At 69.4% G+C, this 13,445-nt stretch carries 12 protein-coding genes; 6 read left to right on the plus strand and 6 right to left on the minus strand.

Going from position 1 to position 13,445, the window contains the following annotated elements:
• Positions 1-15 precede the first annotated feature (15 nt).
• From ACQGNW_RS05765 to trxA, 4 genes are all read right to left on the minus strand, one after another.
• Positions 16-1,383, minus strand: a complete 1,368-nt coding sequence (locus ACQGNW_RS05765; protein WP_426662175.1) for a glutamate--cysteine ligase — start codon at positions 1,381-1,383, stop codon at positions 16-18.
• A gap of 112 nt (positions 1,384-1,495) precedes the next feature.
• The gene (locus ACQGNW_RS05770) at positions 1,496-2,278 is read right to left on the minus strand and encodes an ankyrin repeat domain-containing protein (protein ID WP_426662176.1); all 783 of its coding nucleotides are present in this window, start codon (positions 2,276-2,278) and stop codon (positions 1,496-1,498) included.
• Between the two features lie 120 nt (positions 2,279-2,398).
• Positions 2,399-4,102, minus strand: a complete 1,704-nt coding sequence (gene rho / locus ACQGNW_RS05775; protein ID WP_426662177.1) for a transcription termination factor Rho — start codon at positions 4,100-4,102, stop codon at positions 2,399-2,401.
• A 157-nt stretch (positions 4,103-4,259) separates the two neighbouring features.
• Complete coding sequence (gene trxA / locus ACQGNW_RS05780; protein ID WP_426662178.1) at positions 4,260-4,586, minus strand: thioredoxin TrxA; 327 nt, start codon at positions 4,584-4,586, stop codon at positions 4,260-4,262.
• A 429-nt stretch (positions 4,587-5,015) separates the two neighbouring features.
• Between trxA and ACQGNW_RS05785 the strand changes: the two genes are divergently transcribed.
• The 5 genes from ACQGNW_RS05785 to ung all read left to right on the plus strand — a co-directional run bounded on the left by ACQGNW_RS05785 (position 5,016) and on the right by ung (position 10,083).
• On the plus strand, positions 5,016-6,746 hold the full coding sequence (locus ACQGNW_RS05785) for a DEAD/DEAH box helicase (protein ID WP_426662179.1): 1,731 nt from the start codon (positions 5,016-5,018) through the stop codon (positions 6,744-6,746).
• 118 nt (positions 6,747-6,864) lie between these two features.
• Complete coding sequence (gene ftsE, locus ACQGNW_RS05790; protein WP_426662724.1) at positions 6,865-7,542, plus strand: cell division ATP-binding protein FtsE; 678 nt, start codon at positions 6,865-6,867, stop codon at positions 7,540-7,542.
• Between the two features lie 67 nt (positions 7,543-7,609).
• Positions 7,610-8,515 carry a permease-like cell division protein FtsX gene (gene ftsX, locus ACQGNW_RS05795; protein ID WP_426662725.1) on the plus strand — a complete coding sequence of 302 codons (906 nt, stop codon included), beginning with the start codon at positions 7,610-7,612 and terminating at the stop codon, positions 8,513-8,515.
• Between the two features lie 30 nt (positions 8,516-8,545).
• On the plus strand, positions 8,546-9,388 hold the full coding sequence (locus ACQGNW_RS05800) for a response regulator (protein ID WP_426662180.1): 843 nt from the start codon (positions 8,546-8,548) through the stop codon (positions 9,386-9,388).
• Positions 9,385-10,083: a uracil-DNA glycosylase gene (gene ung, locus ACQGNW_RS05805; RefSeq protein ID WP_426662181.1), complete on the plus strand. Its 699-nt coding sequence runs from the start codon at positions 9,385-9,387 to the stop codon at positions 10,081-10,083. Before ACQGNW_RS05800 ends, ung begins: the two co-directional genes overlap by 4 nt.
• Before the next feature lie 117 nt (positions 10,084-10,200).
• On the opposite strand, the gene ACQGNW_RS05810 is transcribed toward ung, so the two are convergent.
• Positions 10,201-10,884, minus strand: coding sequence for a Fe2+-dependent dioxygenase (locus ACQGNW_RS05810; RefSeq protein WP_426662182.1), 684 nt, complete (start codon positions 10,882-10,884; stop codon positions 10,201-10,203).
• A gap of 258 nt (positions 10,885-11,142) precedes the next feature.
• On the opposite strand from ACQGNW_RS05810, the gene rpoH reads away from it, so the two are divergent.
• Positions 11,143-12,000, plus strand: coding sequence for an RNA polymerase sigma factor RpoH (rpoH, locus tag ACQGNW_RS05815; RefSeq protein ID WP_426662183.1), 858 nt, complete (start codon positions 11,143-11,145; stop codon positions 11,998-12,000).
• A 156-nt stretch (positions 12,001-12,156) separates the two neighbouring features.
• Here rpoH and ACQGNW_RS05820 read toward each other — a convergent pair whose 3' ends face one another.
• Positions 12,157-13,431 (minus strand): NAD(P)/FAD-dependent oxidoreductase, encoded by a 1,275-nt coding sequence (locus ACQGNW_RS05820; RefSeq protein ID WP_426662184.1) that lies wholly within the window; start codon positions 13,429-13,431, stop codon positions 12,157-12,159.
• Between the last annotated feature and the right edge of the window lie 14 nt (positions 13,432-13,445).

Below are 13,445 nucleotides of genomic sequence, written 5' to 3' on the forward strand. Positions count from 1 at the left end.
CTTTTTCATGGGCGATCAGTACGCGAATTCCCTGAACACCGGGTCCACGCTGCCGCCCCATGTGCCGTGGTACAGCTCCAGCTTGCGTTCGGCCGGTGTCTGGTTGGCCTCGACGATCTCGATCAGGGGTTCGAGATAGATGCGCTCGTCGGCGTCGTTGCGGTTGAGCCTGGCGCGGCGCGCGAGGCCGTGGGCGGCGATCTTCAACGCTTCGTGGGCGAGCTCGCGCACCGTGCCGTGGCGGAACGGCAATTTCAACGCGTGCCTCGGTACGCCGTTGCGCAGGGCATGGCGCTCGGCCATGGAGAAATCCTTGACCAGGTCCCAGGCCGCGTCCAGCGCCTCGTCGTCGTAGAGCAGGCCGACCCATAGCGCGGGCAGCGCGCACAGGCGGTTCCACGGGCCGCCGTCGGCGCCGCGCATCTCCAGGTACTGCTTGAGCCGCACCTCGGGGAAGGCGGTGGTGAGGTGGTCGGCCCAATCCTTCATGGTGGCCTTCACATCCGGCAGTGCGGCCAGTTCGCCGGCCATGAAGCGCCTGAAATCCTGGCCGGCGAGGTCGATGTAGCGGCCATCCTGGTAGCTGAAGTACATCGGCACGCCCAGCGCGTAGTCCACGTAGCGCTCGTAGCCGAAGCCGTCGGCGAACACGAAGTCCAGCATGCCGGTGCGGTCGGCGTCGGTGTCTTCCCACACGTGCGAACGGTAGGAGAGATAGCCGTTCGGACGCCCATCGGTGAACGGCGAGTCGGCGAACAGGGCGGTGGCGATCGGCTGCAGCGCGAGGCCGACACGGAACTTCTTCACCATGTCCGCTTCGCTGGAGAAATCCAGATTCACCTGCACGGTGCAGGTGCGCGTCATCATGTCCAGACCCAGATTGCCGACCTTGGGCATGTATTCGCGCATGATCCGGTAGCGGCCCTTGGGCATCCACGGCATCTCGTCGCGCCGCCATTTCGGCTGGAAACCCATGCCGAGGAAGCCGAGCCCGAGCCCGTCGGCGACCGAGCGCACTTCCTCCAGGTGGCTGTTCACCTCGCAACAGGTCTGGTGGATGGTCTCCAGCGGCGCGCCGGAAAGCTCCAGCTGGCCGGCGGGTTCCAGCGTGATGTTGGCCTTGCTGCGCGTGAGTGCCACGGGCGTCTCGCCCTCGCGGGCGATCTCCCAGCCATGGCGGGAGGCAATGCCTTCCAGCAGCGCACGGATGCCGCGCTCGCCCTCGAACGGCGGCGGCTTCAGGTCGTCGGTGCGGAAGCCGAACTTCTCGTGCTCGGTGCCGATGCGCCAGGCTTCGCGCGGCTTCTCGCCGGCGGCGAGGTAGTCGATCAGCTGCTGCCGCCCCTCGATGGGCGTGCTCTTGACGGCACTGGGGATGGACACGGGGACGGCCTCGCAGTGGGAAGCACCGACTATGGAGGCGCCGTGCCGCCGCGAAAAGGGGTTGACGGAAAATTTTGTACGGAGCAGTACAGCTGGCTGCGGCGGCGGCCCGTCAGTGGACAGCCGGTGCGTGGCAGGCCAGCCGCTGCACCAGCGCGTCGGGCAGGTGCCGGCGGTGGGCGATGCTGGCCAGCGCGGCACCGGGTTTGCGGATGAGACGGTCTTCCGCGCAGACGTCCGCGCCATGGTCGAGCAGTCGACTCGCGATGAGGGCATTGCCGTTGATGATGGCCACTAGCAAGGCCCCGCTGGGCGTACCCCGCCTCTGGCGAGCCATGACGTCGGCATGGTGGCGCAGCAGTACGTCGAGCGTGGCCGCGTCGTCGCAACCGACCGCGGACACCAGGGCGGGGCCGACCAGGTTTCCGTCGTTGCGCATGACACCGGCGCTCTTGAGTACCTTCACTGCGCGTGGGCCGATGCGCGGATCTTGCGCCATGCCGTTTTCGATCTGACGCGCGAAGCGGCTTTTGAGTGGCGGAAGCCGCGCCATGCCATCCACGGCGGCGCCATCGTTCAGCAGGCCATCGACCACTGCGGGGCGGTAGGCATTGGCCGCGGTGAGCATGGCGACCTGGCGCCAGTGCGCCTGCTCGCCCGGCGGCAGCGCGGCAAGGTCCAGGCGGACCTGCGGCAGCTTGCCGTCGATGGCGTCGACGACCACCGAGGCTGCGGCGGCAGGAGCATCGTAGAGATCGTGCTGCCAGAGTTCGCGGATCGTGGGCAGCGCCTGCCGGCAGGGGTTGGCCCTGCGGGCGGCGGCCACCGATTCCTCGGCGATGGCCGACTGCAGCACGCATAATGCACAGGCGATCAAGACGAGACGAGCAAGCATTCCGTGTCTCCTCGCATCAGGCGTCGCAAGCATGGAGCCTGCCGCAAGCTGCGGCAAGCGGAAACGACAAGGCCGGCGCATGGCCGGCCTTGCCGATGATGATCGCGGTAGGGTGAGCCCTCAGCGCTTCATCGAGTTGAAGAACTCGTCGTTGGACTTGGTGTTCTTCATCTTGTCGAGCATGAACTCCATCGCGGCCAGCTCGTCCATCGGGTGCAGCAGCTTCCGCAGGATCCAGATCTTGGCCAGCATGTCCGGCTCGATCAGCAGATCCTCGCGGCGGGTGCCGGAGCGGTTGATGTCGATCGCGGGGTAGACGCGCTTCTCGGCAATGCGGCGTGACAGGTGCACTTCCATGTTGCCGGTGCCCTTGAACTCCTCGTAGATCACCTCGTCCATCTTGCTGCCGGTATCGATCAGCGCGGTGGCGACGATGGTCAGGCTGCCGCCTTCCTCCACGTTGCGCGCGGCGCCGAAGAAGCGCTTCGGGCGCTGCAGCGCGTTCGCGTCCACGCCGCCGGTGAGCACCTTGCCGGAGCTCGGCACCACGGTGTTGTAGGCGCGGGCCAGGCGGGTGATCGAGTCGAGCAGGATCACCACGTCGCGCTTGTGCTCGACCAGGCGCTTGGCGCGCTCGATCACCATCTCGGCGACCTGCACGTGGCGCACGGCCGGTTCGTCGAAGGTGGAGCTGATCACCTCGGCGCGCACGGTGCGGGCGATCTCGGTCACTTCCTCCGGGCGCTCGTCCACCAGCAGGATGATCAGGTGCGCGTCAGGGTGGTTGTACTGGATCGCCTGGGCGATGTTCTGCAGCATCATCGTCTTGCCGGACTTCGGCTGCGAGACGATGAGGCCGCGCTGGCCGCGGCCGATCGGCGCGACCAGGTCGAGGATGCGGCCGGTGATGTCCTCGCTCGAACCGTTGCCGCGCTCCAGCTTGAACACCTTGCGCGGGAACAGCGGGGTGAGGTTCTCGAACAGCATCTTGTTCTTGGACGCCTCCGGCGGGTCGCCGTTGATGTCGTCCACGCGCAGCATCGCGAAGTAGCGCTCGCCTTCCTTGGGGTGGCGCACGCGCCCGGTGATGTAGTCGCCTGTGCGCAGGTTGAAGCGGCGGATCTGGCTGGGGCTGACGTAGATGTCATCGGGGCCGGCCAGGTAAGACTCGTCCGCCGAGCGCATGAAGCCGAAGCCGTCCTGCAGGATCTCCAGCACGCCCTCGGCCCAGATGCCGCCGCCCGAGCGGGCGTGCGCCTTGAGCACGTTGAAGATCACGTCCTGGCGGCGCGCACGCGCCACGCCTTCGCGGATACCCAGCGACTCGGCGAAGGCCAGCAGCTGCGGCGCCTTCATCCGCTTGAGTTCGGTGAGGTTGATCAGGCGATCGTCGCTGCCCGGGTCGGCGTTGTCGTCGTCCACCGGCAAGCCGTGCGGGTTGTTGTACCGCGGATTGGGATTGCTGCCGCCACCACCACCGCCTTGCTGGCGCTGCTGGTTGCGCTCGTGACGGCGGCGCCGGCCGCGGCCTTCGCGCTCGTTGCGATTGCCGTTGTTCTGGCCCTGCCCCTGCGGGTTCTGCGCCTGGCCGGGATCGCGCGGCTCGGGCGCGCCGCTGCCGGATTCCGCAGCGGGCACGGCCGGTGCGGGTGCGGGTGCCTCGAAGGCCGGGATGGCCGGCGCGGTGCCGCTGGTCTCGGCCGGCGCCTCGCTGGCGGCCGGCTTGGCGCCACGGGACTGGCGGCGCGGTGCGCGCGGCCGCGACTCGGACGGGCTCTCGGCGCCGCCGGCGTCGTTCGGGGTGATGCTATCGGTATCGGACACGGGCAATCCTCGCGGGGCGCCGTTGGAAACAGGAGGGAAGGTGTGCGTCGCGCCAGGGAGGGCGCAGGGGGATCAGGAGGATCCCGACAGACGCGGAAAGCAATCTAGCACCCGCCGTGCATGGCCGTAAAGCGCACGGCGGGCGACAAACCGGCGATCAGATCGCCTTGTCGATCATCTGGGTCAGTTGGCCCTTGCTGACGGCACCGATCTGGGTGGCCTCGACCTTGCCGTTCTTGAACACCATCAGGGTGGGGATGCCGCGCACGCCGTAGGTGCGGGGGGTCTTCTGGTTGTGGTCGATGTTGATCTTCACGACGCGCAGCTTGCCTTGGTACTGGCCGGCCAGCTCGTCGAGGATCGGCGCAATCGCCTTGCACGGGCCGCACCATTCGGCCCAGAAGTCCAGCAGCACCGGGGTCTCGGACTTCAGCACTTCCTGCTCGAAGGCGTCGTCGCTCACGTGGGTAATCAGGTCGCTCACCGGGATCTCCGAAAGAGGGGCGGAAGGAAGGTTTGACGACCACGCGGCCAGCATCGGCTACACTGGGGCGCCCATGAAGCGCGGATCGAACCGGGAAGAGGGGTGCGGCCATGACGGCCATGCACTCCATTGCAACGTAACTCGGGGCGCGATTCAAGCGATTCAAGGGCGGCAACGGACGGTTCCGTTGACATAGGCGAGGCGGTTCGCAGGAGCCCTTTCGCCTATGCCAGCGGGACTGCCGGTTGCGCCGCCACCGTTTCGGCGCCCAGCGCGGTCCCGCGTTGCGGCCTGACGGGCCTTGCCCGCCGCCGCGCGCGTTCCGCGCCGCCACGCGCCGCTCATCCACCTGCTCCACACCCGCCACCAGGCGGCGGAGCCGGGCCGGCCCTGACGCCAGTGCCCGCATCCCACCGGCTGTTTCCATCCATGTCGCAAACCGTACTCACCGATACCTTCTTCACCAATTTCGAACTACATCCGCTGCTGCAGCAGGGCCTGGCCGAAGCCGGCTTCACCCGCTGCACGCCGATCCAGGAACTGACCCTGCCGGTGGCGCTGACCGGCCGCGACGTCGCCGGCCAGGCGCAGACCGGCACCGGCAAGACCTGTGCCTTCCTGGTCGCGCTGATGAACCGCCTGCTGACCCAGCCGGCGGTGGCCGAGCGCAAGGACAGCGACCCGCGCGCGCTGGTGATCGCGCCCACCCGCGAGCTGGCGATCCAGATCGACAAGGACGCCCGCAACATCGGTCGCTACACCGGGCTGCGCACCGCGCTGATCTACGGCGGCGTGGACTACGACAAGCAGCGCCAGCAACTGCACGACGGCTGCGACATCATCATCGCCACGCCGGGACGCCTGCTCGACTACTACAAGCAGCAGGTGTTCGGCTTCAACGGCGTCGAGGTGATGGTGATCGACGAGGCCGACCGCATGTTCGACCTCGGCTTCATCAAGGACGTGCGCTACATCTTCCGCCGCCTGCCGGCGCGCGAGCAGCGCCAGGTGCTGCTGTTCTCCGCCACGCTGAGCCACCGCGTGCTGGAACTGGCCTACGAGCACATGCACAACGCCGAGAAGCTGGTGGTGGAGAGCGACAACGTCACCGCCGACAAGGTGCGCCAGGTGGTGTACTTCCCCGCGAAGGAGGAGAAGCTGCCGCTGCTGCTCAACCTGATCGACAAGCACCAGCCCAAGCGCAGCATCATCTTCGTCAACACCAAGGCCGCCGCCGAGCGCGTCACCGAGCGCGTGAAGCGGCATGGCTGCCGCGTCGGCGCGATCTCCGGCGACGTGCCGCAGCTCAAGCGCCAGAAGCTGCTGCAGCGCTTCCAGGACGGCCAGCTCGACATCCTGGTCGCCACCGACGTGGCCGCGCGCGGCCTGCACATCCCCGCGGTGAGCCACGTCTTCAACTACGACCTGCCGCAGGACGCCGAGGACTACGTGCACCGCATCGGCCGCACGGCGCGCCTCGGCGCCGAGGGCGACGCGATCAGCTTCGCCTGCGACCTGTACGCGATGAGCCTGCCCGACATCGAGGCCTACATCGGCCAGAGCATCCCGGTGGCGGCGATCGAGCCAGACCTGCTGGTGATGCCCAAGCCGCGCGAGGTCGATCCCGAGTTCGCCGCCAACGCCGCCGCCGACAGCGCCGCGTTCGGCGACCACGTGGAGTCGCGCCACGACGACAAGAAGGGCGGACGTTCGCACCGTGGCGAGCGTGGCGGCGAGCGCGCGCCGCGCGAAGGGCGCAGGCATGAGTCGCGGCCGCCGCGTGCGCCACGTGCGGAGACCGCCGTCGAGGCCACCGTACCGGCAGCCGTGCCGGAAGCTGCCCCGACACCGGGCGGCACCGCCGTCGGCACCGCCGAAGGCGAGCGCAAGCGCCGCCGCCGACGCGGTGGCCGCAACCGCCGCCGCGAGGGCGGCGACGTGGCAGCCAACGCCGTGCAGGGACAGCCGCAGGCGAAGCCGGCAGAAGCCGGCCACCCGCCGCGCGGCGAGCGGCGGGCCCCCCGCGAGCGCGCGCCGGCCGAGGCTGCGGTGGCTGCCGCACGCCCCTCGCGCCAGGTGGCCGCCACCGCCGGCGGGCATCCGCACGCCGGCAAGCCCAGCCTGTTCCGCCGGCTGACCCGCCTGTTCACTGGTCGCTGAGCAGCGTGGCCGCCGGTACTGAACCGGCGGCATGCCACGCATGCGTGTGCGGGGCGACCTTGCGCTCCGCATACCGTATCCTTTCCGCTCGGTCGGCAGGCAGCGGCGGGGACGCGCGGTGATCCAGTTCGAGCAGGTGAGCAAGCATTACGAGGGCGGCCATGAGGCGCTCTCGCAGCTTTCCTTCACCATACCCACGGGCGAGATGGCCTTCGTCACCGGCCACTCCGGCGCCGGCAAGAGCACCCTGCTCAAGCTGCTCGGCGTGATCGAGCGGCCGAGCCACGGCACCATCACGGTGGATGGCCAGAACCTCGCCAAGGTGCGCGGGCGCGGCATCCCCAGGCTGCGCCAGCGCATCGGCATGGTGTTCCAGGACCATCGCCTGCTGATGGACCGCACGGTGTTCGCCAATGTCGAGTTGCCGCTCACCATCGCCGGCATCGCGCGCGTCGAACGCGGCCGGCGGGTGCGCGCGGCGCTGGAGAAGGTGGGGCTGCTTTCGTACGAGCGCCAGCTGCCCGCCACACTGTCCACCGGCGAGCAGCAGCGCGTGGGCATTGCCCGCGCGATCGTGGCGCGGCCCTCGCTGCTGATCGCCGACGAGCCCACCGGCAACCTCGACCCGCAGCTGGCGGTGGAGATCATGGGCCTGTTCGCCGAGTTCCAGCAGGTGGGCACCACGGTGCTGATCGCCAGCCACGACCTGCCGCTGATCAAGCGCATGCGCAAGCGCGTGGTGGTGCTCGACCACGGCCGGCTGGTGGCGGACCTTGCCGCCGAGGAGGTGCTCTGACATGGCCGTCGACGTTTCCCCCCGCGAAGAAGCCGCCGCCCACAACCGCCCCAGCCACACCCGGCGCATGGGAAGCTGGCGCGAGCACCACGGCTGGAGCGCCGCGGCCAGCCTGCGCCGGCTTGCCGCGCGCCCGCTGGGCAGCCTGCTCACCATCGCGGTGATGGGCCTGGCGCTGGCGCTGCCGCTGGCGTTCTACCTGCTGCTGGGCAACGTGCAGCAACTGGGCAAGGCACTGGGCCAGGACCAGGCGATCAACGTGTTCCTGCAGCCGGACCAGGCCGAGTCGCAGGCGCAGTTGCTGGCCAAGCAGCTGCGCGATCGTTCCGACGTGGCCTCAGTGACGGTCAAGACCCCGCAGCAGGGCCTGGACGAGCTGGCGAAGCTGCAGGGTTTCTCCGGCGCGTTGGACGCGCTGGATCAGAATCCCTTGCCCTATGTGCTGATGGTGCAGCCCAGGCCGGGCCTCGATGCGCCGACCGTGGAACGATTGGCCAGCGAGATGCGCGAGATGCGCAGCGTGGCCCAGGTGCAGGACAGCGGCACCTGGCGGCAGCGGCTGGATGCGCTGCTTGGCGTGGGCGACCGCGTGGTGGCGGCGCTGGCGCTGATGCTGGTGCTGGCCGCCCTGCTGGTGGTGGGCAACACGGTGCGGGTGGACATCGCCAGCCGCAGCGAGGAGATCGGCGTGCTGCTGCTGGTGGGCGCCAGCGGCGCCTTCGTGCGCCGGCCCTACCTGTATGCCGGCATCTGGTACGGCCTGTTCAGCGGCATCCTCGCCGCGCTGCTGGCGCTGGCGATCGAATTCGCGCTGAGCGGACCGGTGGCACGGTTGAGCCAGGCCTATGATGGCAAGCTGCACATCGGCGGCTTGCCGGCGTGGCTGCTGCTGGCGGTGCCGCTGGCCGCCGCGGCGCTGGGCTGGCTGGGGGCGCGGCTGGTCAGTGCGTGGCAGTTGCGCAAGGCTGCCTGAGCGAGGGATCGGGGGGCGAACGGGCAGGGCATGAGTACGAGTATCAGCAATCGATTGGTCAGCACGGCGCCACGCGTGCTGGTGGTCGATGGTTCCAAGGTGGTGCGGCAACTGATCGGCCGCGTGCTGCAGAGCGAGCTGCCGGGCGTGGAGGTGGTCGGCTGCGGCAGCGGCGGCGAGGCCCAGCAGCTGCTGGGCGAGGGCGTGTTCGACTTCATCACGATCGCGCTGCGCCTGCCCGACATGGATGGGCTGGAACTGGCGCGCTTCGTGCGCGAATCCGCGCCGCAGACCTATGTGCCGATCGTGGTGGTGTCCGGCGACGTGGACGACCGCCTGCATCGCCGTACCCTGGGCGAGGACGTCACCGACTACTTCGACAAGTCGCTGGGCTTCCAGGCGCTGGCCGAGTTCATCCGCGGCTACGTGCGCCCCGAAGGCAGCGCCGAGGGCGAGGTGCTGTACGTGGAGGACAGCCGTGTGGTGGCGCTGGCCACCCGCCGCATGCTGGAGAAGTATGGCCTCACGGTGCACCACGTGATCAGCGTGGAGGACGCGCTGGCGCTGCTGGAGACCGCGAAGGTGCGCGGCGAAGTGGGCGCGGACGTGGTGCTCACCGACGTCAGCCTGAAGGGTGAGCTCACCGGCGGCGACCTGCTCGAACGCATCCGCAGGGACTTCGGCTACGGCAAGGGCCGGCTGCCGGTGCTGGTGATGACCGGCGACGAGAACCCGGCAAACCAGGCCGCACTGATCAGGGCCGGCGCCAACGACCTGGTGGAGAAGCCGGTCGAGGAAAAGCTGCTGGTCACCAAGCTGCTGTTCCAGCTGCGCGTGGCGCGGCACCTGCGCCAGCGCGGCGAGGCGGCATGAGCGAGGTGCGGCTGGAGCCCTCGTGGAAGGCGCGCATCGGCGCCTATCTGGAACGCCCCGAGATGCGCGCGCTGGCCGATTTCCTCCGCGCGGAGAAACGCGCCGGCAAGGTGATCTATCCGCCGGGGCCGGAAATCTTCGCGGCGTTCGCGCACACGCCGTTCGACGCGGTACGCGTGGTGATCCTCGGCCAGGACCCGTACCACGGCCCCGGCCAGGCGCACGGGCTGTGCTTCTCGGTGCGCCCCGGCGTGCCGGCGCCGCCCTCGCTGGTGAACATCTTCAAGGAGATCCAGCGCGACCTCGGCATCGCGCCGCCCGACCACGGTTGCCTCACGCCCTGGGCCGACCGCGGCGTGCTGCTGCTCAACGCGGTGCTCACGGTCGAACGCGGGCTGGCCGCCTCGCACCAGGGCAAGGGCTGGGAGGGCTTCACCGACGCGGCCGTCGATGCGCTGAACCGCGAGCGCGAAGGCCTCGTGTTCCTGCTCTGGGGCAGCTACGCCCAGCGCAAGGGTCAGCTGATCGACAGCCGCAAGCATTGCGTGCTGAAGAGCGTGCATCCCTCGCCGCTGTCCGCCCATCGCGGCTTCCTCGGCTGCGGGCACTTCTCCGCCGCCAACCGCTATCTGGAAGCGCACGGACAGGTGCCGATCGACTGGTCGCTGCCGCCGCGCGCCGCGCTGCGGGATTGACCGGAGCCGGCTCAAGGCCTCCCCATCGCTTGTGCCGCGCTGCCATGGCTGTCGGGCGGCGGTGCGTGGCGCAGCGCCTGCCTGGCTGGAAGTCAGGTCGGGGGCCTGAAACCGGCGCTACCCGGCCACTTCCGCCCACATGCGCAGCAGGTTCGCGTGCGAGCGGCTGACGGCGTCGAAGGCCTGGCTCTTGCCCTCGCGGCCGAAGATGTCGCGCTTGGCGCTTTCGAGGTCCCACAGCAGCTCGCGGCGCGCCGGGTCGCGCACCAGGCTCTGCACCCAGATGATGGCCGCGTCGCGCACGCCGCGCGTCACCGGGTTGACGTGGTGCAGGGTGTTGGCCGGATAGGCAATGGCGGCGCCGGCATCCAGCTTGAAGTTGTATTCCATGCCGCCGCTGGCGTGCGTCACCAGTTCGCCGCCGTCGTAGCTGCGCGGATCGGACAGGAACACCGTGATCGCGATGTCGGTGCGCACCGCGCTGCCCATGCCACCCATCACCGGGGCATCCACGTGCGCGCCGTACTCCATGCCGCCGGCGTAGCGGTTGAACAGCGGCTGGGTGGTCGCCGCCGGCAGCAGCGACGCCTGCAGCAAGGCATGGCGCTGGAAGGCGGCGCGCACCACGGCCGCCAGCCGCTCGTAGCTCGCGCTGCTGGGGTCGATCTGCTGGTTCTTCTTCACCCCGCGCGCCGACCAGCCGGCCGTGGTGGAACCATCGACGAAGGGGGCGGTCTGCAACTCGGCCTGGATCGCACCGAGCTCCTGGGCCGTCAATACATCGGGTACACAGACGATCAAGTGAACTTCCCCCTCCGGCGTGGCATGTCCCCGCATTGTAGTGAGCGGGCCGGTCGCGAGGAACGAGCAGCCACGCGTCCACCGGCCGCTTCCAATCCCTGCCGAACGGGCCATGTCCTGCACCACCCCGCGGAGGCAGGATGGACAAACGGATCATATTTCTGTACGATACGGTTCATTAAAAGCCGTGAACTATCCACGGCTTTAGCACTCCAACCACCGGAGTGCTAACCTGAAGCTCTTGTCCGGAGGTTCCACATGTCCCAAGCCTTGGCGACTACCCAGATGTCCCTGCCCAGCGTGGTCGGCAGCCTGGATGCCTACATCTCGGCCGTGCACCGCATCCCGGTGCTGAGCCAGGACGAGGAACAGGCCCTGTCGCGCCGCTACAACGAGGAAGAGGATCTCTCCGCCGCCAGGACGCTGGTGATGTCGCACCTGCGCTTCGTGGTGCACGTGGCGCGCGGCTACTCCGGCTACGGCCTGCAGCTGGCCGACCTGATCCAGGAAGGCAACATCGGCCTGATGAAGGCGGTGAAGCGTTTCGACCCCGACCAGGGCGTGCGCCTGGTCAGCTTCGCGGTGCACTGGATCCGCGCCGAGATGCACGAGTTCATCCTGAAGAACTGGCGCATCGTGAAGGTCGCCACCACCAAGGCGCAACGCAAGCTGTTCTTCAACCTGCGCAAGAGCAAGAAGCGCCTGGGCTGGATGAACGCGGCCGAGGTGAGCGCGGTGGCGCAGGACCTGGGCGTGCCGGAGGCGACCGTGCGCGAGATGGAGTCACGCCTGTCCGGCCGCGACATCGGCTTCGAGGCGCCGGCGGATGCCGACGACGATGCCAAGCCCGCGCCGGAGGCGTTCCTCATCGACGAAGGCGCCGACCCCTACGACAACGTCGCCGAGGCCGACCAGTCGGACAACCAGCTGGCGACGCTGTCCACCGCCATGGAGAAACTGGACGAGCGTTCGCGCCACATCATCCAGCGCCGCTGGCTGGACGAGGACAAGGCCACGCTGCAGGAACTGGCCGACGAGTACGGTGTTTCCGCCGAACGCATCCGCCAGGTCGAGGCGAACGCGATGAAGAAGATGCGCGGCCTGTTCGCGGCTTGATGCGTGCGCTCGCCCTTGGGCGCGAAGATCAGGAAGCGGCCGCCCATGGCCGCACTCCTTGACAGAACCTGTGATCCCGAACGGCCCGCCTCGGCGGGCCGTTTCGTTTGCCCTCTCCCCTGCGTGCCGGTGAGAGTTGGAGAGGGATAGACAGGTTTACCGGGGTATCGTTTTGCCCTGGTCTTTCTCCCCGCCGGTGATGATTCGCGCGTGCCGCGCCTGGGTCCAGTACGCCATCGCCCAGTCCAGCATCACCACCAGCCGGTTGCGGAAGCCGATCAGGAACCAGATGTGCGCGCCCAGCCACACCCACCACGCGAGCAGGCCGGATAGCCGCAGCCGGCCGAACTGGGCCACCGCCGCCATGCGGCCGATGGTGGCGAGCGCGCCCGCGTCGCGGTAGCGGAACGGCATGGCGCGTGCGTCACCACGCAGGCGTGCCGCGATCAGCCGGCCCGCGTGCTGGCCCATCTGCTTGGCGGCGGGTGCCACGCCCGGCACCGGGCGACCGTCCTGCTGCACGCAGGCGAGGTCGCCGAGCACGAACACCTCGGGATGGCCGGGCAGGCCGAGGTCAGGCTGCACGAGTACGCGGCCGGCGCGGTCCAGCGGCGCGTCGAGGTGGCGGCCCAGTGGCGAGGCAGCCACGCCCGCGGCCCACAGAACCGTGCGCGCGGCGATGCGCTCCTCGCCTAGCGTCACGCCGGCGCCGTCCACCGCCGTCACCGCCTGGCCGAGGCGCACCTGCACGCCCAGGTGCTCCAGCTGCCGCTGCGCCTTGGCCGACAGCGCGGGATCGAACGCGGCCAGCACGCGCGGCCCCGCCTCCACCAGCAGGATGTTGGCTGCCCGCGGCCGGGCGCGGCGGAACTCGCCGGCCAGCGTGTGGCGCGCGATCTCGGCAAGGGTGCCGGCCAGTTCCACGCCGGTGGCGCCGCCTCCGACCACCACGAAGTTGAGCCAGGCCTGGCGGAGGACGGGATCGTCCTCCTGCTCGGCGCGCTCGAACGCGGTGAGCACGCGACGGCGGATCGCCAGTGCGTCGTCCAGCGACTTCAGGCCCGGCGCGTCGGCGGCCCAGTCGTCGTGGCCGAAGTAGGCGTGTGCGGCGCCAGTGGCGACCAGCAGCCAGTCGTAGTCCAGCCGTTCGCGGGTGAGCTGCACGCGGCGCTGCGCGAGGTCGATGCCGGCAACCTCGTCCATCAGCACGGTGACGTTGCGCTGGCGGCGCAGGATCTGCCGAAGCGGCGCGGCGATCGACGGCGCTGACAGGCCCGCGGTGGCGACCTGGTACAGCAGCGGCTGGAACAGGTGATGGTTGTGCCGGTCGACCAGGGTGATGCGCGCCCGCTCGCGGGCCAGCGCGCGGGTGGCGGCGAGTCCGGCGAAACCGCCGCCGAGGATCACGATGTGGGGCGGTGCGTCGGGCATGGCGGTACTCCGGA

It is taken from the genome of Rhodanobacter aciditrophus (assembly GCF_050026795.1).
Lineage (GTDB): Bacteria > Pseudomonadota > Gammaproteobacteria > Xanthomonadales > Rhodanobacteraceae > Rhodanobacter_A.